19 protein-coding genes and 1 tRNA gene are annotated in these 25,036 nt (G+C 60.7%); 9 read left to right on the top strand and 11 right to left on the bottom strand.

Features of this window, described 5'->3' with window-relative positions; all coding sequences use genetic code 11:
• The first annotated feature begins 70 nt into the window (after positions 1-70).
• The 7 genes from pobA (at position 71) to ACIPSK_RS29080 (ending at position 7,265) form a co-directional block, all read left to right on the top strand.
• Positions 71-1,243: a 4-hydroxybenzoate 3-monooxygenase gene (gene pobA / locus ACIPSK_RS29110; protein ID WP_162118828.1), complete on the top strand. Its 1,173-nt coding sequence runs from the start codon at positions 71-73 to the stop codon at positions 1,241-1,243.
• A gap of 210 nt (positions 1,244-1,453) precedes the next feature.
• Positions 1,454-2,626 carry an ABC transporter substrate-binding protein gene (locus ACIPSK_RS29105; RefSeq protein ID WP_162118829.1) on the top strand — a complete coding sequence of 391 codons (1,173 nt, stop codon included), beginning with the start codon at positions 1,454-1,456 and terminating at the stop codon, positions 2,624-2,626.
• A gap of 75 nt (positions 2,627-2,701) precedes the next feature.
• Entirely contained in the window at positions 2,702-3,565 is an 864-nt protein-coding gene (locus tag ACIPSK_RS29100) for a branched-chain amino acid ABC transporter permease (RefSeq protein ID WP_026154560.1), read from the top strand.
• 1 nt (position 3,566) lies between these two features.
• Complete coding sequence (locus ACIPSK_RS29095) at positions 3,567-4,571, top strand: branched-chain amino acid ABC transporter permease (RefSeq protein WP_162118830.1); 1,005 nt, start codon at positions 3,567-3,569, stop codon at positions 4,569-4,571.
• Entirely contained in the window at positions 4,568-5,332 is a 765-nt protein-coding gene (locus tag ACIPSK_RS29090; protein ID WP_162118831.1) for an ABC transporter ATP-binding protein, read from the top strand. The genes ACIPSK_RS29095 and ACIPSK_RS29090 overlap by 4 nt, the downstream gene beginning before the upstream one ends.
• Positions 5,313-6,029: an ABC transporter ATP-binding protein gene (locus tag ACIPSK_RS29085; RefSeq protein WP_162118832.1), complete on the top strand. Its 717-nt coding sequence runs from the start codon at positions 5,313-5,315 to the stop codon at positions 6,027-6,029. Before ACIPSK_RS29090 ends, ACIPSK_RS29085 begins: the two co-directional genes overlap by 20 nt.
• 402 nt (positions 6,030-6,431) lie before the next feature.
• Complete coding sequence (locus tag ACIPSK_RS29080; RefSeq protein WP_162118833.1) at positions 6,432-7,265, top strand: VCBS domain-containing protein; 834 nt, start codon at positions 6,432-6,434, stop codon at positions 7,263-7,265.
• 698 nt (positions 7,266-7,963) lie between these two features.
• Here the strand turns inward: ACIPSK_RS29080 and ACIPSK_RS29075 are convergent.
• Entirely contained in the window at positions 7,964-8,227 is a 264-nt protein-coding gene (locus ACIPSK_RS29075; RefSeq protein WP_162118834.1) for a hypothetical protein, read from the bottom strand.
• A gap of 1,545 nt (positions 8,228-9,772) precedes the next feature.
• Between ACIPSK_RS29075 and ACIPSK_RS29070 the strand changes: the two genes are divergently transcribed.
• Positions 9,773-10,090 carry a sunset domain-containing protein gene (locus ACIPSK_RS29070; protein WP_162118835.1) on the top strand — a complete coding sequence of 106 codons (318 nt, stop codon included), beginning with the start codon at positions 9,773-9,775 and terminating at the stop codon, positions 10,088-10,090.
• A gap of 158 nt (positions 10,091-10,248) precedes the next feature.
• Here the strand turns inward: ACIPSK_RS29070 and ACIPSK_RS29065 are convergent.
• The 3 genes from ACIPSK_RS29065 to ACIPSK_RS29055 all read right to left on the bottom strand — a co-directional run bounded on the left by ACIPSK_RS29065 (position 10,249) and on the right by ACIPSK_RS29055 (position 14,250).
• Positions 10,249-10,325: transfer RNA gene (locus tag ACIPSK_RS29065), tRNA-Met, on the bottom strand.
• A gap of 135 nt (positions 10,326-10,460) precedes the next feature.
• Positions 10,461-11,660 carry a tRNA 2-thiouridine(34) synthase MnmA gene (mnmA, locus tag ACIPSK_RS29060; RefSeq protein ID WP_162118836.1) on the bottom strand — a complete coding sequence of 400 codons (1,200 nt, stop codon included), beginning with the start codon at positions 11,658-11,660 and terminating at the stop codon, positions 10,461-10,463.
• Positions 11,661-12,096: 436 nt separating this feature from the next.
• Positions 12,097-14,250 carry a putative bifunctional diguanylate cyclase/phosphodiesterase gene (locus ACIPSK_RS29055; protein ID WP_162118837.1) on the bottom strand — a complete coding sequence of 718 codons (2,154 nt, stop codon included), beginning with the start codon at positions 14,248-14,250 and terminating at the stop codon, positions 12,097-12,099.
• A gap of 163 nt (positions 14,251-14,413) precedes the next feature.
• Here ACIPSK_RS29055 and ACIPSK_RS29050 point away from each other — a divergent pair, with 163 nt between their 5' ends.
• A complete protein-coding gene (locus tag ACIPSK_RS29050) occupies positions 14,414-14,677 on the top strand; it encodes a hypothetical protein (RefSeq protein ID WP_162118838.1) in 264 nt (87 codons plus the stop codon).
• 74 nt (positions 14,678-14,751) lie between these two features.
• Here ACIPSK_RS29050 and serA read toward each other — a convergent pair whose 3' ends face one another.
• The 7 genes from serA to ybgF form a co-directional block, all read right to left on the bottom strand.
• Entirely contained in the window at positions 14,752-16,347 is a 1,596-nt protein-coding gene (gene serA / locus ACIPSK_RS29045) for a phosphoglycerate dehydrogenase (protein ID WP_020486256.1), read from the bottom strand.
• Positions 16,348-16,427: 80 nt separating this feature from the next.
• Positions 16,428-17,606: a phosphoserine transaminase gene (locus ACIPSK_RS29040; RefSeq protein ID WP_446533088.1), complete on the bottom strand. Its 1,179-nt coding sequence runs from the start codon at positions 17,604-17,606 to the stop codon at positions 16,428-16,430.
• Positions 17,607-17,792: 186 nt separating this feature from the next.
• Positions 17,793-18,629 (bottom strand): outer membrane protein, encoded by an 837-nt coding sequence (locus tag ACIPSK_RS29035; RefSeq protein WP_162118840.1) that lies wholly within the window; start codon positions 18,627-18,629, stop codon positions 17,793-17,795.
• A 261-nt stretch (positions 18,630-18,890) separates the two neighbouring features.
• A complete protein-coding gene (glmM, locus tag ACIPSK_RS29030) occupies positions 18,891-20,243 on the bottom strand; it encodes a phosphoglucosamine mutase (RefSeq protein ID WP_017968094.1) in 1,353 nt (450 codons plus the stop codon).
• A 241-nt stretch (positions 20,244-20,484) separates the two neighbouring features.
• The gene (ftsH, locus tag ACIPSK_RS29025; RefSeq protein ID WP_017968095.1) at positions 20,485-22,416 is read right to left on the bottom strand and encodes an ATP-dependent zinc metalloprotease FtsH; all 1,932 of its coding nucleotides are present in this window, start codon (positions 22,414-22,416) and stop codon (positions 20,485-20,487) included.
• A gap of 96 nt (positions 22,417-22,512) precedes the next feature.
• The gene (gene tilS, locus ACIPSK_RS29020) at positions 22,513-23,988 is read right to left on the bottom strand and encodes a tRNA lysidine(34) synthetase TilS (protein ID WP_162118841.1); all 1,476 of its coding nucleotides are present in this window, start codon (positions 23,986-23,988) and stop codon (positions 22,513-22,515) included.
• A gap of 11 nt (positions 23,989-23,999) precedes the next feature.
• On the bottom strand, positions 24,000-24,986 hold the full coding sequence (gene ybgF, locus ACIPSK_RS29015; protein ID WP_162118842.1) for a tol-pal system protein YbgF: 987 nt from the start codon (positions 24,984-24,986) through the stop codon (positions 24,000-24,002).
• Between the last annotated feature and the right edge of the window lie 50 nt (positions 24,987-25,036).

Genomic DNA, 25,036 nt, shown 5'->3' with positions numbered 1-25,036 from the left:
AATGTCCATTGCTGCGACAGAGACAACACGACAGAATCTGGCAAAACGCAAAAATGCAGGGAGGAAGCATTTGCGAACTCAGGTCGCCATCATCGGTTCGGGACCATCCGGCCTGCTGCTCGGCCAGCTTCTGACCGAAGCCGGCATCGACAATGTCATTCTCGATCGTGTGAACAAGGATTACATCCTCGGCCGGGTTCGTGCCGGCGTTCTGGAGGAAGGCACCGTCGGGCTGCTGGATCAGGCCAAATCAGGCGCGAGGCTGCATGCCGAAGGCCTGCTGCATGACGGTTTCTCGCTGGCCTTCGACGGCCGCGACCATCGCATCGACCTGCACGAACTGACCGGCGGCAGGCGCGTCACGGTTTATGGACAGACCGAAGTGACGCGCGATCTCATGGAGCGGCGCGAAGAAAGCGGCTCCCTGTCGATTTATGATGCCGTCGACATCGCGCCGCATGACTTCGACGGCCATTCACCCTTCGTCACCTATGTGAAAGACGGTGTTGCCAACCGCATCGATTGTGACTTCATCGCCGGCTGCGACGGCTTTCACGGCGCCAGCCGCAAGGCCATCCCTGAACGTGCGATCAGGAGTTTCGAGAAGGTCTATCCCTTTGGCTGGCTGGGGGTCCTTGCCGACGTGGCGCCTGTCAGCCATGAGTTGATCTACGCCAACCATCCAAGGGGCTTTGCGCTCTGTTCGATGCGCTCGGCCACCCGCAGCCGCTACTACATTCAATGCGCGCTCGACGAGAAGATCGAGGACTGGAGCGACGATCGCTTCTGGGACGAACTGAGACGGCGTCTGCCGGTGCATCACGCCGAGGCTTTGGCGACCGCGCCGTCCTTCGAGAAATCGATCGCGCCGCTACGCTCCTTCGTTGCCGAGCCGATGCGTTTCGACCGGCTTTTCCTGGTCGGCGACGCCGCCCATATCGTCCCTCCGACCGGCGCCAAGGGACTGAACCTCGCGGCCAGCGACGTTCATTATCTTTTCTCCGGGCTGATCGAGCATTACCGCGAAGGCTCGAATAGTGGCATCGACGCTTACTCGCAGAAGGCGCTCGCCCGCGTGTGGAAAGCCGTGCGGTTTTCCTGGTGGATGACGACGATGATGCATCGCTTTCCGGATACCGGGGATTTTGACCAGAAGATCCAGGAGGCGGAGCTCGACTATCTCACCCATTCCCGCGCCGCCTCGACGGTGCTTGCGGAGAATTATGTGGGACTGCCATTCTGATAGAAGTGTCTGAGGTGGGCCATGGACCAAAATTCGACCGTAGAACGGGCCGCCGATAGTTCCGCTCTTCGAGCCACAATCATAATTGTACAGTTATGGATTACGGCACTTATTTCATTTTACATCACCATTTCGCATGACAGGTTGGCGCTAAATTTCTCGCAGCTAACGAATACGGCGCTGGAGTGCGCCAAAAAAGGGAGAGAGAGAATGAAGAAGCTATTTCTGGCCGCCATTGCGGCCGTCGTCGTGGGCACGAGCGCCTATGCCGACACCATCAAAGTCGGGGTCATCGGTCCGTTCTCCGGTCCGTTCGCGCTCCAAGGCAAGAACTTCAAGGCCGGCATCGACGCCTATATGGCGGTCAACGGCAACAAGGTCGGCAGCGATACGGTGGAAATCGTCTATCGCGACGTGCCGCAGGCCGATCCCGCCCAATCCAAGGCGCTGGCGCAGGAACTGATCGTCAAGGAAAAGGTCCAGTATCTCACAGGCTTCTACTTCACGCCCGATGCCATGGCGGTGACGCCGATCCTGAAGCAGGGCAATGTGCCGATGGTTATCATGAACGCCGCCACCTCGGCGATCGTGACCAAAAGCCCGCTCGTCGTCCGCACCTCGTTTACCACCTGGCAGACATCGACGCCGATCGCCAAGGTCGCCTTCGACGCCGGCGTCAAGAAGGTGATTTCGGTCGTCAGCGATTACGGCCCCGGTATCGACGCCGAGAACGCCTTCAAGACCGGCTTCGAAAAGGCCGGCGGCCAGGTCGTCGAGGCGATCCGCATGCCGCTTGCGACCAACGACTTCAGCCCGATCATGCAGCGCATCAAGGATTCCGGCGCTGAGGGCGTGTTCGCCTTCCTGCCGTCAGGCCCGACGACGCTCGGCTTCGTCAAGGCTTATAACGACAATGGCCTGAAGGCTGCCGGCATCAAGTTCTTCGCGCCGGGCGATCTGACCCAGGAATCCGATCTGCCGGCGCTCGGCGATGCGGCACTCGGCATCCAGACGACCTTCCACTACGCCGTGTCGCACGATTCTCCCGAGAACAAGGCTTTCGTCGAGGCGGCGACCAAAGCAATCGGCAACAAGGCCGAACTCTCCTTCCCCTCAGTCAGCGCCTATGACGGCATGTATGTCATCTACAAGATGATCGAGGCGACAGGCGGCAAACAGGATGCTGAGAAGGCCGTCGATGCGGTCAAGGGCCTTGCCTGGAAAAGCCCGCGCGGCCCGGTTTCGATCGATCCGGAAAGCCGCCACATCACGCAGAACATCTATCTGCGCGAAGTCGTCAAGGCCGGTGACGGGACCTACATCAACAAGGAGATTCAGACCTTCGAGAAGCAGGGCGATCCGGGCCTTGCAGCCGTCAAGTAACATCGAGCATCAAGACCGGTGACGGGCTTGGCCTGCGATCAGGCCGAGCCCGCCGCATCGAAGCAAGGGATGTCAATGCAGACAGTCTTCAGCATAGCCGTCGACGCCTTTGCCTATGGCATGGTGCTCTTCGTGATATCGATCGGCCTTTCGGTGACCATGGGGCTGATGCGTGTCGTCAACCTGGCCCATGGCGCCTTCGCGATGATCGGCGGCTACATCGCCTCCTATGTCGCCCGCGACCTCGGCCTCGGTTATGCTGCGGCGGTCATCGCTGCCGTTGTCATCACGATCATCGTCGCCATTCCGATCGAACGTTTTCTCTACCGCCGGATCTATGGCGCGCCGGAATTGACCCAGGTGCTGATGACGATCGGCATCACCTTCTGCGTCATCGGCATCGCCAATTATGTCATGGGGCCGACGCTGAAGACCATACCGCTGCCCGCTGCGCTGCAAGGATCGGCCGATCTCGGCTTTCGCACCATTCCCGTTCACCGGCTTTTCGTCATCCTCTGCGGCCTCGCCGTGGCGCTCGCCCTCTGGTTTACGATCGACAGGACGACCTTCGGCGTCAAGCTGCGTGCCTCCGTCGATGATGCGGCGATGGCTGCGGCACTCGGCGTGCGCACCGAGGTCATCTATGCGGTAAGCTTTGCCGTTGCCGTCGGGCTTGCCGCCTTCGGCGGCGTGGTCGGCGCCGAACTCCTGCCCGTCGAACCCTATTACGCACTGCGCTACATGGTGACCTTCCTGGTCGTCGTCTCCGTCGGCGGCGCGGGTTCCATTCCGGGCGCCCTGATCGCCTGCCTGCTGCTGGGCGCGATCGATACGACAGGACGGTATCTGATGCCGGAATTCGGCGAATTCTTCTTCTATCTCGCCGTGATCGCCATCATCTGCGTCTTCCCCCGCGGCCTTGCCGGAAGGGTGAAATAGGATGGCGCTTGTCATGAATGACGAAACCGGGCCTCTCCAGCATCGTCGCGGGTTCATCACCCGCGATCTTATCGGAATAGCGGTCATCGTAGCCATTGCCGCCATCGGCTATTTCACCTTCCCCGATAATCTCGCCCTTCTGAGCCGGATTATCACGATCGCGCTGCTCGTCCTGTCGCTCGATCTCGTGACCGGTTATTGCGGCGTCGCAACGCTTGGCCATGCAGCACTTTTCGGCTCCGGCGCCTATGCCGCCGGGATCCTGTCGGCGCATTACGGCATCAATGATCCGCTGCTGATGATGCTGGCCGGCGTCGCCGGCGGCGCGGTTGCCGGGCTGCTCTGCGGGGCCATCATCCTGCGTGCGCATGGGCTGCCGCAGCTGGTGCTGTCGATTGCACTGATCAACCTCTTCCATGAATTCGCCAACAAGGCCTCGTCCTGGACAGGCGGCAGCGATGGACTTTCCGGCATCGCGCCGGACCCGGTCTTCGGCCTCTTCGAATTCGATCTCTACGGTCACACCGCCTTCTTCTTCGGAATGGCGCTGCTGCTGATCGTCTTCGTGCTGCTGAGGGTCCTGGTCCGCTCGCCCTTCGGCATGCTCTGCCGCGCCATCAAGCAGGATCCGCTGCGCATCCGCGCCATGGGCGCTTCGCCGAAGGCAGCTCTGATCAGGATGTACGCGATATCAGGTGCCGTTGCCGGTGTCGGCGGCGCCATGAATGCGATCTCGACACAGGTCGTCGGCCTCGACAGCCTGTCTTTCACGCAGTCGGCCGAAGCGCTTGTCATGCTGGTGCTCGGCGGCACCGGTTCTCTCTTCGGGGCACTTTCCGGCACTGTCATCTTCATGCTCTTCGAGGACTATGTCTCCGCCGCCAATCCCTTCCATTGGCTGACCATGGTCGGCGCGCTGCTGATCGCCGTCGTGCTCTTTGCGCCCAAAGGTCTCTATGGCACTGCAGCGACCTTCATCGGCCGCCGCAGGGAGCAACGCTCATGAGCCCGGTCTTCGAAGTCGCCAATCTCAAGAAAGCCTTTGGCGGCCTTGCCGTCACCAATAATGTCTCGCTGACGATGTCACCTGGCGATCGCATCGCGCTGATCGGCCCGAACGGCGCCGGCAAGACCACCTTCGTCAACCTCGTGACCGGTAATCTCTCTCCCAATTCCGGCGAGGTTCGCCTGGGTGGCGAGTTGGTGACGAAGCTCGATGCGATCGGCAGGGTCAGACGCGGTCTTGTCCGCTCCTTTCAGGTGACGCGGCTCTTCCAGGACATGACGCCGGCCGAACATGTGGGACTTGCCGTCCTTCAACGCGATGGAAAGACCGGGCACATGTTCGGCAATTTCCTGCGTATGCCCGACGTCATGGCCGAGGTTGATGATCTCCTTGGAAAACTCGGGCTGGCTTTCCTGATGCATCGCAAGGTCAGCGAAATCGCCTATGGCCAGCAGCGGCTTCTCGAGATCGCCGTGGCGCTGGCGCTGAAGCCGAAAGTGCTGTTGCTCGACGAACCCGCAGCCGGCGTGCCGCAAAGCGATACCGGCCGCATCGAGCAGGCGCTGGCCGATCTGCCCGCCGATCTCGCCGTGCTGATGATCGAACATGACATGGATCTCGTCTTCCGTTTTGCCAGACGCGTCATCGTGCTTGCATCAGGCGCGATCATCTTCGATGGCCTGCCGGAAGACGTCACCAAGGATGCGCGCGTGCGCGAGGCCTATCTCGGGAGCTATGCCAATGCCAGCCCTGTCGCTTGAGGTCGACAACCTGTCGGCCGGATATGGGCCGACGAGAGTGCTCGAAGGCATTTCCTTCTCCGTGCCGGCAGGTGCCCGGCTTGCCGTGCTCGGCCGCAACGGCATGGGCAAGACCACGCTGCTCGCAACGCTTGCCGGCCAGACCAGGCGATACGAGGGCAGCATCCGCCTCGGCGGTTCGGATGTCACGACGGCACCGAGTGCTGCACGCGCGCATCAAGGCCTCGGATATGTGCCCCAGGCACGCTGTGTCTTCCCGACGCTGACGGTCGAAGAAAACCTTTTCGTCGGCTTGAAGGCGCGGCCGAAAACGGCGCTGGAGGAAGCCTATGCGATGTTCCCGCGCCTGAAAGAGCGCCGCCGCAACCTCGGCAGCCAGCTTTCTGGCGGCGAGCAGCAGATGCTCTCCACGGCTCGCACCATTCTCGGTCGCCCCTCCGTCCTGCTCCTTGACGAACCGCTGGAGGGCCTTGCGCCCGTTATCTGCGAGGAACTGATGGCGGCCTTCGCCGACCTTGCCAAGACGGGAGACATGACCATCCTGCTGGTCGAGCAGCGCATCCAGAGCGCGCTCGATTTCGCCGATCAGGTCGTCATCCTCGAACGCGGCAGACTGGCGTGGACCGGAACGCCGGAAAATCTCACCAGGGATCACCAGGCTATCGAGAGCCTGCTCGGGGTCGGCGGCCTGCATTAATGGGATGGTCGGCAGAAGCCCGGGCTCTGCTGATTGCTCCCCTTTCGCCTTCAAGATTGCGCTGAACCCACCGAGCAATTCACGCAGTATATCGTCATGACGAGGTCATGATTGACCCGTCATGATTATCCTGAAAGTTTTCCGCTGGCCGAATTGATGGATCGCCTGAAAAGGCGAGAAACACCATGATCGATAAAACGGCAGCAACGTAAGACAAGACGTAAATCCTCGTTCATATAGAGGAACGACGTTTATGCGCTCCCTTTACTTGAATAGTTGAGCTGTAATCGACCGGAATTTGTGGCGCCGACGGGCGGAATTGCTCTGACGCTCCATCTATTTCGGTTGCCAGATACCCTATAGGGTTGCATAGTCGAACAGAAAATCACACGGGAGGTAGAAATGGCAAACCACAAGCCGGTCGCAGGTGACGTATACCAGCCTATTTTCAACGTCGACAACCCGATCGACGGCAACATTCTGGACAATACCAGTTCCACGGATGCCGACGGAGACCAGGTGCGTCTCAACTTCGTCAATGGACAGCGAATTCCGCAACCGGCCGATCCGAACGGGCCTGCCACGACCACCACAGTCGAGGGAAAATATGGCACTCTGACCGTCTATTCCAACGGCAATTACACATACGAGCTCGATCATACCAACCCGGTGGTATCAGCGCTCGGCCCGGGAGACCAACTCGTCGACCAGTTCAATTTCAAGGTCTCGGATGGCAAGGGCGCCACCGACTTCGGCCTGCTCAATATCGCGGTCGACTTGCCGGAACACGGCAACATCTTCGTGAATTTCGAGGATGTCGGCAACCACGACTTCCCGACGGGCTACAAAGGCTTCGATTGGGGCGCCTGGCACGATGGTGACGACGCGACTGTGCGGGAGGAAGCGGATGGCAACCACTATCTGGGAGGAGGCGTGTTCTGGACACCCATCCAAGCCGCCGATGGCGGTCACTTTCAGATCGAGCAATTCAGCGTCGCAAACGGCACATCGGACTATGACAACGTTCTGACAATCGAAGGTCGTCTAAACGGCGATACCGTCTTCTTGGTCACGGTCAACGTCACCGCCGACAGCATTCATGACCCGCAAGTGATCGATCTTAGCGCCTACGGCGAAATCGACTATCTCATCCTCGACACGGAGCCCGTCATCACCGAAACGAGCGGCCCGGATTATTACGGCGCGCAATACGACAATTTTCATTTCATCGTTTGACGAAGGGGGAAAGGGCATCGTATCGCCGGAATCTTTGCACCTTCGCCAAGCGCGCGCTGCTGTAGCTATCTGATACCAAAATCTTGCGATAGCTGACGGGCCTGCGTCTTGCTAGCATAGGATCGTGCGAGGAGGCACCGTTATGCTGGGATGGAGGAAATGATGCAGCCAGTCGGGATCAGGTTAGCGGCGGTCATGTTCTCGCTTGCCGTATGGGCTATTATTATCGCTGTCGCATCTCACCTTTGGGCGACAAAGATCCCTCTATTGCTTCTGACGCTCTACAAATAGGCCTGTCCTCAGCGTTGGCGGAAATGCTGCAGCTCAGGGCGCAACGGGTTTGGTCCCCTCGCCGCGCAAAGGCCAACCAAGACAACTGCGAAGGGCACCATGGACGCTGTTGAAGGTGGGAAAGTCATCGACGCCTCCCGAACATTCCGCCCCAGAGCACAGAATTCTACGCTGATTACTCAAGCGTGGAAGGGAAAACTTTTGGTGAATTCTTAGCCCCGGAACTATGGTGGCACTTGCTGGCGAACTATGAGCAATTGACCTGTGGTCCGCAACGGCTCGAAAGCTGACCAAATTTGCGGAAGGGAACCTTCTTTTGGAGAGGGCGATTGAACCCGCCAAAGGCTGGCAGCCCGCTCGCTATCTCATCCGGAGATTTTTTTGACGCTGACGAAATCCGGCGGGGGTCACATTTCGCGGAATATAGCGGCTGCCACCAAATCAGACTGCAACGGCGATGTGACTTTGATTTGAGATGTCCGTTGGATCTTGGCCTCATAGAGATTCCAGATCGCCAGAAACAAGGTTGTCACGATGAAGATGGCCAGCACTGCGAGATGGATTTTGCCGATGCGGCGCGCGAAATAGGACTTGGCCTTTGGCCTCGACAGCCTGGGCCATGGCCCTATTCCGCCTGTCGTTTTCGAGGAGATACCCGGCCATGCGTCCACGTGAACGATCCTGCACGCGGGACCGATCATCGTCCTTTGGGTCTGCACTCAACGCCCGACGCACGGCGCTAAAGATCAGGATCACCAGCAACACTCAGAGCATTAGGAGGACAGGCCAAAAAGGCGTCCGCTGGGGGTGGTCATATCCATCGCAGTCTCCGGGCTACAGAGCAATGATCGCCCCTGACATCAAAGAGGAACTGACGTATGATTTCAACCTCGGGGCGCAACCTTCGCTTCGGGTAAGATGATCAGCCATTCACATCTTCGATGGCAGCTGCCAACTCACATACGTATATTTCCCGTCCATTGATAAAGCACCGAAAAACACCTGGGAGACCCCCGCATCACCCGACGGACATGCAGCGCCGTCTGGTGCGCTTTCATCCGCCGTTGTCATGCGAATCTCAGGGGCATTCGCCTCCCGCCCCGCAAATTCCTCTTCAGGGACCGCCGCCGGCTTTTGCTAGCATCCGGCTCGGTCTCGGCGATCTCAGCGACAACCGCCCGGCTTTAAGTTTGCCAGCGTTGCAAACATTCCAGCGTCGATGCCTTTGAATGTTTCCCAAGCTGGTAAACAAGGGATCGATGCCTTGAATACATCAATGGCCCTATATTTCCCAACGTCAAACGGCAGCTCGCCGATGAATATGACGCGGCGCAAGAGCGGGGCGAAGTCGCCGGGCAAAGGACGGCGCCAACGGGCGTTCCGAGAGGGAACGCCCGCCAACCGCCGCCGATATCGGGCTAACCCGTAAGGACTTTTATGAAGCCCTGTCATCCGCCGACGCCGCGTGGGGCACAGCGAAGTCGCAGCAGTATCGGCTGCTACTCTCCCGTTTGGGGGTTTCTTGCAATTTGTTCGCCGGTTTGGGGGTTTCTTGCCCCTTCGCCCTGCACTTTCCCCGAGCCTGTCGGACCACTCTCCTTGGAGCCAGGCGCTTCGGCTCCGTTTTGCGGCCCGCCCAACCAGTCTTTTGTACCTGCCGTCTCCTTCGTCCGATCGCCGGTTCCGGTGGGCACTACGACTTGCTGCCCGTTCTGCTGATAAGTGGCTTCCTCTCCGTTTTGCGGCCCGCCCAACCAATCACGAGTTATGTTGCCGGTGCCCATGCGACCAGCCGCGTATTCGGGTGGGTCTTGGATTGTCTTCTTGGCGGGAGGAGTCTTAGAGTTATCGGTCATCACGATCTCCACTGTTGCGCCTTGTTGGATTGAGTAAAGGCGGACCAACGAAAATTATCAGACCAATGAATTGAAAACTACCCTAGGATTTAACGGGCGATTTTTCTGTCTCTGGTTGTATAGTTTTAAGGTCCACCAGCGACATCGATGCGCGTTGCCGAGCGCTATGGTGACGAGGACAAAAACCGAATCGTTCGGGATTTGCAGCCGACTGTCTTCCTATGCGCTCGCCGCTCCATCGATGCCTGCCGAGGTCCGTGAATCGATAGAGGCGCTGATCGCGGACGAGGGGCCGGCCGCTTGGTTCGCCGTGCGCCAACGCGGTTACGATCTTTCGCGTGACATGGCGGAGATGGGGGCGTGCGTCCGGGTTATCGCAATCCGCAGAAGAAATCGGTGCTGTTCAGGGCACCGGGTTTGCTCATTGGAGCTCTCGCGTTTGGTGCGGCCGGCGGCTGGACCGCGAGCGACTTGCTTGCCTCATTGAGCTCTTCTGGCGGCTCCGGACTGTCGTGCAGGATCAAGGGCAACATCTCCATCGACACGGGCGAGCGCATCTTCCACGTGCCGGAGCAGAAATGCTACGCACAGACGAGGATCAGCCCCCAGTATGGCGAGCGGTGGTTCTGCTCGGAACTTGAAGCTTGGGCGACCGGCTGGCGGAAATCGAAAGCGTAGTGCTTCATCGCATGTCGCACTCGTGTCGCGCAGAGTAGCCGTCACGAGCTTGCGACCATTGAAAATCAATGGTAATTTGTCGTAGGTTGCGCGACATAGAACCAGCCACCAAAGGGCAGCAATCAGCCGATAAGATATTGATTTTACTTCGGCTTGACTGGTAGCGGAGGAGGGATTTGAACCCCCGACACAAGGATTATGATTCCTCTGCTCTGACCTACTGAGCTACTCCGCCACTGGTCAACGATACCCGCTCGCGAAGCGATGCCGGTTCGTGGGATGAGCGGCTTATAAGGTGCGCTTCGGCTTTGTGTCAAGCGCATGATCGAGAAAAACGGTGGGCTTTAGCCGCCTCCCGTTCCGATGGATTTCAAGCGGCGACGGGGTTGGCCAAAAGGGCCTTCAGGCAGGCTTCCGCCGAAGGCTCGCGCTCGGAGCGTTCGATGAAACCGCCGCCGAAGACGCGGGAGTTGTCGCCGGGGGCCGAATAAAGCGCGCAGGCCTGGCCGGGTGCGATGCCCGCCTCGCCGACCGTCAGGTCGACATAGGTGCCTGTTGCATCGACATGCAGCACGGCGGGCGCCGGCGCCCGTGTCGAGCGGACCTTGGCGTAACAGGCAAAGCCCTTGCCGGACGCGGCTTCCTGAAGTGTCTCGTCGCCCAGCCAGTTGATGTCGCGCAGGTAGACGCGGTGCGTTTCCAGCGCCTCCTTCGGTCCGACGATGACCCGGCGCGAACGGGCGTCGAGAAAGACGACGTAGAGCGGTTCGCCGGTAGCGATGCCGATTCCGCGGCGCTGGCCGATCGTGAAATGCAGGATACCCTCATGGGTTCCGAGCACGCGACCATCGAGATGGACGATCTCACCGGCGAGCGCCGCATTCGGCTTCAGCTTGGTGATGACGTCGGAATATTTGCCCTGCGGCACGAAGCAGATGTCCTGGCTGTCGGCCTTCTTGGCAACGACGAGGCCCATCTCTTCAGCAAGCCTGCGAGTTTCGGCCTTCGGCAGGCCGCCCAGGGGAAAGCGGAGATAATCGATCTGTTCCTGCGTCGTGGCGAAGAGGAAATAGCTCTGGTCGCGGTCGGCATCGGCCGGGCGGAAAAGCGCGCGGCGGCCGGGATTGTCCGGCGAAGGGTTCAGTCCCGAGCGGATATAGTGACCGGTCGCCAGCGCATCGGCGCCAAGCTCCTTGGCGGTCGCCAGCAGATCGGCGAATTTGACGGTCTGGTTGCAGGAAACGCAAGGGATCGGCGTTTCGCCTGCCACATAGCTCTCGGCGAAGGGATTGATCACCGTCTCGCGGAAGCGCTTTTCGTAATCGAGCACATAATGTGGGATGCCGAGCGTTTCACAGACGCGGCGCGCATCGTCGATATCCTGGCCGGCGCAGCAGGAACCGGCGCGGTGAACGGCGGCGCCATGATCGTAAAGCTGCAGCGTAATGCCGAGCACATCGTAACCCTGCTGTTTGAGAAGGCCGGCGACGACGGATGAATCGACGCCGCCCGACATGGCGACGACGACACGGGTCTCTTCCGGCTTCTTGTCAAAATCCAGTGTGTTCAACGATGGTGCCATTCTGCTTGGGTCACGATCCGCCATTGCGCTGCAATTGCGGCGGATTGCTGATCTCCGGCGGGATCGGCCGCCGTCTCTCGATGAGGCACCGATATAGAAAGGATTGTCCCTGGACGCAAGGGGCGGCGTTCGGCGCCTGAGCGTTTCGCATTCCCGTACAAAGAAAGGCGCAGCCGAAGCCGCGCCTTGGAAGCGGGGGTGCGGCTCAAGTGCCGATCAGCTTGTTGCAGGCGAATGCGATGCCCGGATTGGCGATAATGGCGGTTACGAGCGCCAGTCCGATCATCGAGAATGAATAGCGTTTCATAGACATCCTCCTTTCCAGCCCACGACAATTATGCCGCTTCTGCCGCCTTTCTCAAAATGACGAATGCTTGATAGCGCCAGGGGGCATGCGCCGGACGGCTGATCAGAGCAAGCGCTTCTATCTGCGTGACGAAGCGGCCTTGAGAGCGCCGCCGTGGATCAGCGCCTCCGCCTCGTGCTGCGGCATAGGCCGGCCGAGCAGATAGCCCTGCACCTCGCTGAAACCTTCGGCGCGCAGCTTCTGCAACTGCTCCTCCGTCTCGATCCCTTCGGCCAGGGTCGTCGCATTGAAGCCGGAGCCGATGCCGACGACGGCGCGCACGATGGCGAGATTGCCGGCATCCGTCTCGATACCCGAAACGAAGCTGCGGTCGAGCTTGATCTTGTCGAAGGGGAAGGACCTCAGATAGCTCAGCGACGAATAGCCGGTGCCGAAATCGTCGATGGCGATGCGGACGCCGAGCGCCTTCAATGCCCGCAGCAGCGGCAGGCTTTGGTCGGCATCGGTCAGGAATACGGACTCGGTGATCTCGATTTCAAGCCGGTCGGCATTGAGGCCCGTCTCGTCGAGCGCCGCCACCACGGTCGAAAGCAGGCTCGCATGCCGAAACTGGCTAACGGAGAGATTGACGGCGATCCTCAAATGAACGGGCCAACCGGCAGCCGCGCGGCAGGCTTCCCCGATCACCCAGTCGCCGATCGGGACGATGAGGCCGGTCTCCTCGGCAAGCGGAATGAATTCCATCGGCGCCACCAGCCCGCGCTTGGGGTGGCGCCATCGGATCAGCGCCTCGAAGCCGCCGATGCCGTCATTGTCGAGCCGCACGATCGGCTGGTAGTGCAGCTCGAACTGGCGCTTCTCCAGCGCTTCCCACAGCTCGGCGGTCATCACGTGCCGGCGCTCGGCGGCAAGCCGCATTTCCGTCTCGTAGAAACGATAGGTCGAGCGTCCGCTCTCCTTGGCGGCATAGAGCGCAAGATCCGCGTGCCGCATCAGCACATCCGCGTCGCCGGCATGATCGGGCGCCAAGGCGATGCCGATACTGCAGGTGACGTGCTCCCGGACGCCGTCGAGATCGAAGGCACGGCTCAGCGCCTTGAGCAGCCGCTGCGCAAAACGCACTGCCCGCTCCGGCTCGTCGAGCTCCAGCACGACGGCGAATTCGTCGCCGCCAAGACGGGCGACAAGATCACCCTCCTCCGCCAGTTGACGCAGCCGCTCCGACACCTGGCAAAGCAGCGCGTCGCCGGCGGCGTGTCCCTTGCTGTCGTTGATATGCTTGAAGTGATCGACGTCGATATAAAGCAGCGCAATCGGGCTGTCGGCGGCCGCTTCGACCGCCCGCTGGTTGATACGCATGGAAAATGCCGCCCGGTTCGGCAGGCCGGTGAGCGGATCATGCATAGCGAGATGGGCAAGCTTTGCCTCAACGGCGCGCTCCTCCGTCACGTCTTGCGAGATACCGAGCAGATAACGCGGCGAATGGCCCTCGGGCGTCGGCAGGGCGCGCTTGACGGTGCGCAGGAGGCGCGGCGCACCGTCGGCGCGCAGCATGGTCTCCTCGAAGCTGATCGCCGTATTGGCTTCGAAGGCCCGGCGATCCTGCTCGCGGAAGGCGTCTGTCTGACTGGGAGGAAACAGCGCCCGGTCGGTTCGGCCGACCACGTGCTCCGCCCGCATGCCGACGATGTCGCCGCAGGCCTCATTGAAGAGAATGTAAAGCCCGTCGGCTTCCATGTCCTTGACGAAGACGCCGACCGGCAGGTTGTCGACGATGCTGTCGAGAAGCGAGCGTGTATCGCTGATCTGGCGTTTGGCGGCGTTGACCTCGCTGCGGTCCTGCACGATCGCCAGGATTGCGGCCCTGCCCTCGAAGCGCACTTCTCGGCCATAGGTCAGCACTTCGAAGGTCTCGCCACTCGCCTTGAGGTGAACCCAGCGCTCCGCCTTTTCCATGTCGGTTCGACCGCTGACAGCGTCGATCATCCGTTCCCGCTCATGCTCAGGGCGAATATCCAGAACCGTCATGCGCCGGTATTCGTCCGCACCGTAGCCGTAAAGTGCCGCCGCCGCCTCGTTGACGATGAGAAAGCGCAGCGATGTCGGATCATAGACCCACATCGGCGACGGATGCGTTGCAAACAATGACCGGAAGTCGTCGTTTAATGCTTCGATCTGCTCGGTCTTCTGCAAGGGGGCCATGGAAATTCGCGTGCCGTTGATGCCGATGCCAGGGGTATACCGAGAAAAGTTAAATAAAATCAGAATCATACTCAGGGTTAAACTTTAGGCTTCCGCCTTCAGAATGTGCAAAGCGGCGGTCTGTCATCACGATCTCGGCCCTCGATAAAATGATTTGGGCGCGCTGGAACAATTCCGTCGATCGTGCGTTGCGGCTGATCGATGTCGCATTCGAATTGCTGAGGAGGGTTTCATGGGCAGGTTCGGCACGACGACGGATTACAGCAGAATCAGACATTGGATCGAGGCGCGCGGCGGCCATCCCGCCCGCATCAAGAACGCACCGGACAGCGAAACCGTCCGCGTCGATTTTTCCTCGGAACCGGAAGAGATTTCCTGGGATGAATTCTTCCAGGGCCTCGACGGCAGCAGGCTCGCCTTCCTTCACCGCACCAAGGCTGAAGACGATGCCGCCCGTTTCGGCAAAATCCGCCGCCGGAAACGCCGGCACCATTAATTTATCTTCTGAAACAGCAAAAAACCCGGCGCCGTTTCCAGCGCCGGGTTTTTCATTTCCTTGGGAGGAAAGACTCAATCGATATTGAAGGTCAGCGGCTTTGCCTGGCGTACCGCCTGGTGGGCGGTCAACTCAGCAAGCACCGCGTCATCAACCTTGCCGTCGACATAGAGCAGCGCGATGGCGTCGCCGCCCTGCTTGTCGCGGCCGAGCTGGAAGTTGGCGATGTTGACGCCGGCAGCGCCAAGCGTCGTGCCGATGAAGCCGATCATACCGGGAACGTCCGTATTGGTGATGTAGATCATGTGCGAGCCGACATCGGCATCGAGGTTGATACCCTTGATCTGGATGAAGCGCGGCTTGCCGTCCGAAAACACCGTGCCGGCCACCGAGCGTGTCATGCTTTCGGTGGTCACCGTCAGCTTGATATAGCCGTCGAAGACGCCTGTCTTGTCGCGCTTGACCTCGGAAAGCACGATGCCCTTTTCCTTGATCATGATTGGCGCCGAAACCATGTTGACGTCGGCGACCTGCGGGCGGATGAGGCCGGCGAGCACGGCGCTCGTCAGTGCCCGCGTGTTCATGTTGGCGGTGACGCCGTCATAGAGGATTTCGATTTCCTTGATCGGCTCTTCGGTGACCTGGCCGACGAAGGCGCCGAGAACGTCGGCAAGACGGATGAAGGGCTTCAGGATCGGCGCTTCCTCAGCGGTGATCGACGGCATGTTGATGGCGTTGGAGACCGCACCATTGACGAGGTAATCCGCCATCTGTTCGGCCACCTGCAAAGCGACGTTCTCCTGCGCCTCGGTCGTCGAGGCGCCGAGATGCGGCGTGCAGACGACGTTCGGCAGGCCGAAGAGCGGGCTTTCCTTGGCGGGTTCGACCTCGAACACGTCGAAGGCGGCACCCGCGACATGGCCCGACTTGATCGCTTCGGCAAGCGCTGCCTCATCGACCAGGCCGCCGCGGGCGCAGTTGATGATGCGCACGCCTGGCTTGGTCTTTGCCAGTGCTTCCTTGTTGAGGATGCCGCGCGTCTTGTCGGTCATCGGCACATGCAGCGTGATGAAATCGGCCCGGGCGAACAGCTCTTCGAGTTCGACCTTGGTGACGCCCATCTCCTCGGCGCGCTCCTTGGAGAGGAACGGATCGTAGGCGACGACGTGCATCTTGAGGCCGATGGCCCGGGCGCAGACGATCGAGCCGATATTGCCGGCGCCGATAACGCCGAGCGTCTTGCCGGTGATCTCGACGCCCATGAACTTCGACTTCTCCCACTTGCCGGCCTGCGTCGAGGTATCGGCTGCCGGAAGCTGGCGGGCGACGGCGAACATCAGCGCGATCGCGTGTTCGGCCGTCGTGATCGAGTTGCCGAAGGGCGTGTTCATCACGATGATGCCGCGGCGCGAGGCGGCCGGGATATCGACATTGTCGACGCCGATACCGGCACGGCCGACGACCTTGAGGTTCGTCGCCGCCTCGATGATCTTTTCCGTCACCTTGGTGGCGGAGCGGATGGCCAGGCCATCATACTTGCCGATGACTTCGAGCAGACGGTCTTTGTCCTTGCCGAGCTGCGGTTCGAAATCGACTTCGACGCCGCGGTCGCGAAAAATCTGGACGGCGGTTTCCGACAATTCGTCGGATACGAGAACGCGAGGTGCCATGATGGCCTCCTTCAAAAGTGTTCAGCGATGAATGAATCAGGAATGGGCTCCGCCCTATGGCGGAGCCGGATGCGATCACCTCAGGCGGTCGCCTGAGCGAGCTGCGCCTTCTGTGTTTCGAAGGCCCAGGAAAGCCAGGGCATCAGCTTCTGCATGTCGGATGCCTCCATCGTGGCGCCGGCCCAGATGCGCAGGCCCGACGGCGCGTCACGGTAGTGGCCGACGTCATAGGCGACACCTTCCTTTTCCAGGAGGCCGACCAGGCCCTTGGCAAAATTCGCCCGACCGTCGTCGTCAAGCGCTGCGATGTCCTTGTCGACGATCTTCAGGCAGACGGAGGTGTTGGAGGCCGTCTCCGCCTTGACGGCGAGATTGGCGATCCAGTCGTTTGCCGCGACGAAATCGTGGATGACCTTGGCATTGGCATCGGCACGCGCGATCAGCCCCTTGAGGCCGCCGACCTGCTTCGCCCAGACAAGCGCATCGATATAATCCTCGACGCAGAGCATCGACGGCGTGTTGATCGTCTCACCCTGGAAGATGCCCTCCGTCAGCTTGCCGCCCGAAGTCATCCGGAAGATCTTCGGCAGCGGCCAGGCCGGCGTGTAGGTAACCAGACGCTCGACGGCGCGCGGCGAAAGGATGATGACGCCGTGGGCACCCTCGCCGCCCAGAACTTTCTGCCAGGAGAAGGTGACGACGTCGAGCTTGGCGAAATCGAGTGCCTGCGCGAAAGCCGCCGAGGTGGCGTCGCAGATCGTCAGGCCCTTGCGGTCGGCCGGGATGAAATCGGCATTCGGCACGCGCACGCCCGAGGTGGTGCCGTTCCAGGTGAAGACGACGTCGCGGTCGAAATCGACGGCGGACAGATCGGGAAGCTCGCCGTAACCGGCTTCGAGCTTGCGCACATCCTTGAGCTTCAGTTGCTTGACGACATCGGTGACCCAGCCGGCGCCGAAGCTTTCCCAGGCGAGCATGTCGACGCCGCGTTCGCCGAGCAGTGACCAAAGCGCCATTTCGACGGCGCCGGTGTCGGACGCCGGAACGATGCCGATGCGGTAATCCGCCGGCACTTCGAGAATTTCACGGGTAAGGTCGATGGCCTGCTTGAGCTTGGCCTTGCCGACCTTCGCGCGGTGCGAACGGCCAAGGGCCGCGTCGGAAAGGGCTTCGAGCGACCAACCGGGGCGCTTCGAGCAGGGGCCAGAAGAAAAATGAGTATTGCTCGGACGGATGTCCGGCTTTGCGGTCTTCGCCATGATGCTATCCTCTCAGATAGAAAGCCCTTCGTTGGGGAAGGGTGTCCCGCCGCCGTGTGTATGGACCCGGCCCGTCATAGTCAAGATCGAAGTGTCGCGGGCGGAACATATTTTGACGCAGGCCGGGACGGCCGCAATAGGAAAAAGCCGCCCGGTCGGGGCGGCTCAGATGTCAGGGGATCGGACTTACTTGTAGACAGGCTGCTGCAGCGGGATTTCCGGCGGCGGTTCGTAGCTCGCCTGGGCGCAGCCGCCGAAGAGATAGCGGGCGCCGACGCGGGCTTCGTGGGCGCTCAGACCCTTGTCGCGGCCCGGGCCGCCATTGTCGGCATAGCCGAACATGTTGCCGCCATCGATATGCAGGTAACGGTAGCCGACATCGGCTTTGATGTTGCAGGTCACATCGATCGAAGCGCCGGCCATGAGCGCGTAAGTGAAGCGCCAGTTACCCTTGCCGCCATGGGTGACCTGGTCGTCGCAGAAGCTGCCGTCATCGGCGCAGGCGACGTTGCTGAGGTTCTTCCACTTCACGTAAGAACCGCCGATACCGGCGCCGACATAGGGCGTGACGTAGCCGTAAGTGCCGAGATCGACATAGGCGTTGGCGAGCAGCGTATAGGCTGTCAGCGAAGAGCGGTCGCTCGAGGTGCAGTCCACCAGCGGAAAGCCGCACTGCCCGACCGTCGAGCCGTTGAAATCCGCCTGGGTGAGATAGTCGAAGGTCAGATCGGTGCGCAGATAGCTGTTGATCTGGTAACCGACACCACCGCCGACAGTCCATGTATCGTCCAGATCGGCGTCGTCGAAATCGACCTCCGTGGCGTTGCTGCCCTGGAAATAGCGGGCGCCGCGCAGATCGGTGAAGGCATAGCCGACATCGCCGCGCAGGTACCAGCCGGTCGCTTCGGTGACCGTCACCTCAGGCGGCTGCTCCGGGATAGGCTCGGCAGGGGCGAGGTCCGCGGAATAGGCGTTTGTCGCGATCAACAATGCGGCGAAGATGCCGGACAAGCTTCTTTTCATGGATCCCACTCCAAAATCCCGTTGCGTCGGCAGGCTCGGTCGCTGCCAATCTGGTACGCTTGGGATGGATAATGAATGGGAAACGTTAAAAGCTGCTTAACCACGATTATTTACCTTGATGCCAGGCATCAAGGCGGCCCGAAACATAGATCGGTTTGCTCATCGGGATGGTATGGCCGCGGCGATCGGCTCAAAATAGTGCGCATGCATAACAAAAGCCGGCGCTTGCGTACCGGCTTTTGACATCTCGCCCCGAAAAAATCAGGCGGCAGTCCGGACGTTCGAGATGGTGCCGATCAGCTCGTTGACGATGCGCTCGATCTGGGCGCGGTCGTCGCCTTCGGCCATGACGCGGATCAGCGGTTCGGTGCCGGAGGGGCGGATGACGAGGCGGCCGTTCCTGGCAAGCTCGGCTTCGGCATCGGCGATCGCCTTCTGCACCTGGATATCCTCCAGCGGCTTGCCACCGCTGATGCGAACATTGCGCAGCAGCTGCGGCACCGGCTCGAAGCGACGGCAGACCTCGCTGACGGTCCGGCCGGTGCGTTTGACTGCGGCCAGGATCTGCAGGGCCGCGACGAGACCGTCGCCGGTCGTGCCGTAATCCGAAAGCACGATATGGCCCGACTGCTCGCCACCGACATTGTAATTGTGCTGGCGCATATGCTCGACGACGTAGCGGTCGCCGACCCGCGTGCGGGCAAGCGCCATGCCGCGCTCATCGAGAAAGCGCTCGAGGCCGAGATTGGACATGACGGTCGCAACGATACCATTACCGCGCAGCTGCTGGCTCTCGGCCCAGCTTTCGGCGATGACGGCCATCAACTGGTCGCCGTCGACGATCGAACCGTTTTCATCGACGATGATGACGCGGTCCGCGTCGCCGTCGAGCGCGATGCCGATATCGGCGCGCACCTCGTCGACCTTCTTCTGCAGCGCGACGGGACTGGTGGAACCACAATTGAGGTTGATGTTGATGCCGCTCGGCTCGTTGCCGATAGTGACGACCTCGGCACCGAGTTCCCAGAGCACGGCGGGCGCCACCTTGTAGGCGGCACCATTGGCGCAATCGATGGCGATCCGGAGACCCTGCAGCGTGACATCGCGCGGCAGCGTGCGTTTGACGTGCTCGAGATAGCGATAGATATCGCCATCGACGCGCTTGGCTCGGCCGATTTCCTCAGCCTTGGCAAGCTGACCCGATAGATCCTTCTCGAGCAGATCCTCGATCTGCGCTTCGATGTCATCGGAGAGCTTGTAGCCGTCCGGACCGAAAAGTTTGATACCATTGTCTTGGAACGGATTATGCGAGGCCGAAATCATCACCCCAATATCGCATCGCAGGGAACGCGTCAGCATGGCAACCGCGGGTGTCGGAATAGGGCCGAGCAGGAACACGTCCAGTCCGGCCGCGGTAAAACCGGCCACGAGGGCATTCTCAAGCATGTATCCTGACAGCCGCGTGTCCTTGCCGATCACTACACGATGACGGTGGGCGCCGTTACGGAAAATCGTTCCTGCGGCGATGCCAACCCGCATCGCGAGGTCCGGCGTCATAGGGAAGACGTTGGCCTGGCCGCGAATGCCGTCCGTACCGAAATAGCGTCTCTTCATCTGCACTCCTGCGCTTTCCGCGCGCCATTCAAGGCAGCGCACCGTTCCGAGCGAATCCGGCTTCAGTGAATTGTCGTCAATCCACGAGCGTGATTCATGCTTGCCTCAATTCAGCGGAATGCCACAAAATGCGGCGATCAGCACGTAAATTAGCAAGAAAAATGATTATATCCCGTTACCAATTGAAAAAGCCGGATCTCCCATTTCGGAAATCCGGCCTTCTTCAAGGTAGTGCCGCTGTTCAATGCGGCTGCGGTTCGAGGCCGCCTTCGGGCTCGTCGCCCTTGGTGACGGGCCGTGCGCCGGCCTTCGGAACGGCTGAGCCGCGGCTCGGCGGCGAATCATCGCCGAGATCGCGGGAAGGCTTTTCGCCGCGGATCAGCGCCTTGATCTCTTCGCCGGTCAATGTCTCGTATTCGAGCAGACCTTCGGCAAGGGCGACGAATTCGTCGTGCTTTTCCGTCAGGATCGTGCGGGCCTGCGTATAAGCTTCGTCGATCAGGCGGCGCACTTCATTGTCGATCTTCTGCGCGGTTGCCTCCGAAACATTCTTCGACTGCGAAACCGAGTGACCGAGGAAGACTTCCTGCTGGTTCTCGCCATAGGCGACCTGACCAAGCTGATCGGAAAAGCCCCATTGCGTGACCATGGCGCGGGCGAGTTTGGTCGCCTGCTCGATGTCGGAAGAGGCACCCGAAGTGATGTTCTCTTTGCCGAAGGTGAGCTCTTCGGCCACGCGGCCGCCCATCATGATGCAGAGGCGCGAAACCATCCACTTGTAGCTCATCGAGTAGCGGTCGCCCTCGGGAAGCTGCATGACCATGCCGAGCGCACGGCCGCGCGGAATGATCGTCGCCTTGTGCAGCGGATCGGCGACGGCGACATTGAGCGCGGTGATGGCGTGTCCCGCCTCATGGTAAGCGGTGAGCTTCTTTTCCGCCTCGGTCATCGCCGAGGACCGGCGCTCGGCGCCCATCATGATCTTGTCCTTGGCGTCCTCGAATTCCTGCATGGTGACGACGCGCTTGTTGCGGCGGGCGGCCATGAGGGCGGCTTCGTTGACAAGGTTCATCAGGTCGGCGCCGGAAAAACCGGGCGTGCCGCGGGCGAGAATCTTGAGATCGACATTCGGCGCCAGCGGAACGTTGCGGGCATGTACCTTGAGGATACGCTCGCGGCCGACGATGTCGGGGTTCGGCACGACGACCTGACGGTCGAAACGGCCGGGACGCAGCAACGCCGGATCGAGCACGTCGGGGCGGTTGGTGGCGGCGATCAGGATCACGCCTTCATTCGCCTCGAAGCCGTCCATTTCGACCAGCAGCTGGTTCAGCGTCTGCTCGCGTTCGTCATTGCCGCCGCCGAGACCGGCGCCGCGATGGCGGCCGACGGCATCGATTTCGTCGATGAAGATGATGCAGGGCGCATTCTTCTTGGCCTGCTCGAACATATCGCGCACGCGGCTTGCACCGACGCCGACGAACATTTCGACGAAATCGGAGCCCGAAATGGTGAAGAAGGGCACATTGGCTTCGCCGGCGACCGAGCGGGCGAGCAGCGTCTTGCCGGTACCCGGAGGACCGACGAGCAGCACGCCACGCGGAATCTTGCCGCCGAGACGCTGGAACTTCTGCGGATCACGCAGGAATTCGACGATTTCCTCGAGATCCTGCTTGGCCTCGTCGACACCGGCAACGTCTTCGAAAGTCACGCGGCCATGCGCTTCGGTCAAGAGCTTGGCCTTGGACTTGCCGAAGCCCATCGCACCGCGCGAGCCGCCTTGCATCTGCCGCATGAAGAACAGCCAGACGCCGAGAATCAGAAGCATCGGCAAAAGCGTGCCGAGATAGCTCAGGAAGCCGGAAGAACCATCAGTCTCGGGACGCGCGGTGACGGCCACGTTCTTGCCCTGCAGGCGGTCGAGCAGACTGTCGTCGATCACAGGCGAATAGGTCTGGAAGGTATTGTTGTTCTCCAGATATGTCCCGGTCAACCGGTTACCGGTGACCACGACGTCCTTCACGCGGCCCGCATCGACCTCACGCAGAAACTGCGAATAAGGGATTTCGCGGGAGCCCGTCTGTGCCGGCGCCGTCTGGAACATACTGAAAAGGGCGATCAGCAGAAGCGCGATGATGGCCCACAAGGCGAAATTACGTAAGTTAGGGTTCATTGAACTCCCCAGCATGGAACAGCCGCCTCATGGCGACAGTCTTATTCGTTTCTAACATAGGGTTGCGCCGCACGATTGCCAAGGCGACACCCCAGGTCAGATGGTTTTTCCGTCAATACTTCTTAAAGGCAGCCTCGCATAGGGCGCCGTCGCGAAAACCGCCGAAAGCCTATTGGCAAAGATGAAGTCAAATCGTGTCAAAAAGCGGTCGAAGGGTGCGAAATAGGGCGTCAGTTCGACCTTACGGACGGATTCCTCAGATAAAGGGGCTCCTTCGGCAGATAAAACCGGCGCTGCAGCGACGGCGCGCTTCCATGCACCCTTGGGAAGGTCCCTGCCCAAGCCTCCCTCATTCCTGTGCTCGTCACGGGAATCCAGCGCGCCCAAGTCCTTGGGCGCGGGAGACTCTTCGCGCATTGTTGAGTCATTCACCGCGCCGACGCGCGGTGGCTGGATTCCTGTGACGGCCCTCGGGTTGGACCCGAGGGCGGGAATGAGGGAGTGTCCGGCCTGGGCTTCCACCTCTATAGTCGTTCCAGACCTATTTACGGCCCCGAACCTGCCATCCCAAACCCCAGCCTCTCCCGGCAGCAATACCAGCGGCAATATCCCCCGGCTCTCGCGCGCCAAATAAAGCCCGTCACGCCTGAGATCGAACACCACCCTGCCAACGGTCATCCGTCCCGGCTCACTGCCGGTGACAAATGCAAGGATATGCTCCATATGCGCCCTCCCCGGTGCAAACGGCAGCCCACCGAAAACGGCTGTCAGACGGCCGAGTGCATAATCGAGGACCGCCCGGTCCTGCCTCAACCCGTCGGGTGTCACCTGCCCGAGTAGACCGCCGTGAAGCGTGAAATGACCATCCAGCCATTCTGCTCCCCTAGCCGAAAGAGCCAGCCGCGCTTCCCAAGCCGCGCGGACATTCCTCTCGGCACCTGCATCGGCCGAAAGCTTCCGGCGTGTCCGCACGCGCTCATAGGTCACATCTTCGTTGCTCGGATCATCGATCCACGGCACGCCCCGCTCCTTGAGGAAAGCGCGGATATCTGCCCGGCTGGAAAAGAGAAGCGGCCGCCAAATCCAGAAGCGCCGGTTGAAAAGCACCGCATCCGCAATGCCGGTCGAAATCTGCTCCGTTCGCATCCCCCGCATCTGCAGTGTTTCGCGCTGGTCGTCGAACGTATGGCCAGTGACGATGAGATCGGCTTCGAAACTTTCGGCGGCGGTTGCCAGCAGGCTATAGCGCGCCTCGCGGGCCGCCGCCATGATGCCGGTTTTCGGCTTGTCGCCCTCCCAGATCATGGTGGTGTGGGGAATGCCAAGCGATGTGCAGAGGGCTGCGACTTCACGCGCCTCGTCTGCCGAGCCGGCGCGCAACGCATGGTCGACGGTTGTAGCGCAAAGGGAAATCTTGAGATGGGGTGCGGCCTTCAGGGCTTCATCGAGGAGAAGAAGCAGGCCGGTGGAATCGCTGCCGCCCGATATCGCGACGAGAATGCGTGCGGGGCTTTGAAGCGACGAAAGAAACTGGAGGATCGCCCGTTGAGGCGATGCGGTTTCCGGAGACATTCCGGAATCCCTTAGCAGGCGAGGCGCTTCTGTTCGCTCGCAACCTTGCTTATGACGGCGCGCGAGGCCTTCGGATAACGCTTCGACACTTCGCGCAGCGTCGCGCACGCCGTCTCGGTATTGTCGAGCGCGGCAAGCGACATGCCGAGCTTCAGCAGCATTTCCGGCGCCTTTTCCGATGTGCCGTATTTCTGATGTGCATTGAGAAAGGTCTTGGCGGCCTCATTGTACTTGCCCTGCGAATAGAGTGCTTCGCCGAGCCAGAAATTGGCATCCGCCGCCCGCGCGCTGCTCGGGTAGTGGGTGATATACTGCGTGAATTCCTGTTCGGCTGTGCTGTAATCACCGGATAGCACGTGCCCGTAGGCGGCCTTATACTGGTCGGCCTCGCTGCCGAGCGAAGCGGTCTGCTGCGGCGTTTTGCTATTGGCATCGGGAATCGGACCGGAACCGATCTTGGCATTTTCGTCGACGCTTCCGCCGATCGGATTGCCGTTCTGATCGAAATCGATCGAGCCGAGCTCCTTCGGTGGTTGGCCGAGACCGCTATTCTCCGGCACGCTGGTGGAGGGAGCCGTTTCGGCTCCCTGCGGTGCTTGGATCACCCTGGCAATATCGTCGCCGCCTGAGGCTGCTGGAGCGCCATCGGTCTCGCTCTTCTTGACAGGTGCCTTGGCGGCACCACCAGCACCGGTCTTTTCGAGCTGCTGGAAGCGGAATTCATTGTCTTCCTGCTGCTTGCGGATCGTCTCCTGCATCTGCAGAAGCTGAAAGCTCATCTCTTCGATCCGGCCGTTCAGCTGCCGCAACTGCTCTTCGAGTTGCTGCACGCGGACCTCCGCGTCGCCGCTCTGCACCTTGACAACAGGCGGCGCCGCCTGGTTTTCCGCGGATCGGCCGCCGAGATGTAGCCCGAAGAACGAGGCCGAATAGGCCGCCCGTTCGCTTCCGGTCACAGCCGCGAGGCACAGCATGCCTGCCACGACAAATTTCTTCATATGTATCGTCCTGTCCCAGTGATTCTTCGCACCTCGATGGCACGAACAGG

It is taken from the genome of Rhizobium sp. LARHSG275, assembly GCF_052871115.1.
This window is presented reverse-complemented; position numbering and strand designations above follow the sequence as displayed.

Coding starts and splice junctions, on each gene's coding strand:
- ACIPSK_RS29050 (WP_162118838.1), top strand. CDS start 14,414: ATGGGCAGGTTCGGCACGACGACGGATTACAGCAGAATCAGACATTGG.
- serA (WP_020486256.1), bottom strand. CDS start 16,347: ATGGCACCTCGCGTTCTCGTATCCGACGAATTGTCGGAAACCGCCGTC.
- ACIPSK_RS29055 (WP_162118837.1), bottom strand. CDS start 14,250: ATGATTCTGATTTTATTTAACTTTTCTCGGTATACCCCTGGCATCGGC.
- ACIPSK_RS29080 (WP_162118833.1), top strand. CDS start 6,432: ATGGCAAACCACAAGCCGGTCGCAGGTGACGTATACCAGCCTATTTTC.
- ACIPSK_RS29095 (WP_162118830.1), top strand. CDS start 3,567: ATGGCGCTTGTCATGAATGACGAAACCGGGCCTCTCCAGCATCGTCGC.
- glmM (WP_017968094.1), bottom strand. CDS start 20,243: ATGAAGAGACGCTATTTCGGTACGGACGGCATTCGCGGCCAGGCCAAC.
- ftsH (WP_017968095.1), bottom strand. CDS start 22,416: ATGAACCCTAACTTACGTAATTTCGCCTTGTGGGCCATCATCGCGCTT.
- ACIPSK_RS29085 (WP_162118832.1), top strand. CDS start 5,313: ATGCCAGCCCTGTCGCTTGAGGTCGACAACCTGTCGGCCGGATATGGG.
- ACIPSK_RS29090 (WP_162118831.1), top strand. CDS start 4,568: ATGAGCCCGGTCTTCGAAGTCGCCAATCTCAAGAAAGCCTTTGGCGGC.
- tilS (WP_162118841.1), bottom strand. CDS start 23,988: ATGTCTCCGGAAACCGCATCGCCTCAACGGGCGATCCTCCAGTTTCTT.
- ACIPSK_RS29105 (WP_162118829.1), top strand. CDS start 1,454: ATGAAGAAGCTATTTCTGGCCGCCATTGCGGCCGTCGTCGTGGGCACG.
- ACIPSK_RS29040 (WP_446533088.1), bottom strand. CDS start 17,606: ATGGCGAAGACCGCAAAGCCGGACATCCGTCCGAGCAATACTCATTTT.
- ACIPSK_RS29035 (WP_162118840.1), bottom strand. CDS start 18,629: ATGAAAAGAAGCTTGTCCGGCATCTTCGCCGCATTGTTGATCGCGACA.
- ybgF (WP_162118842.1), bottom strand. CDS start 24,986: ATGAAGAAATTTGTCGTGGCAGGCATGCTGTGCCTCGCGGCTGTGACC.
- ACIPSK_RS29100 (WP_026154560.1), top strand. CDS start 2,702: ATGCAGACAGTCTTCAGCATAGCCGTCGACGCCTTTGCCTATGGCATG.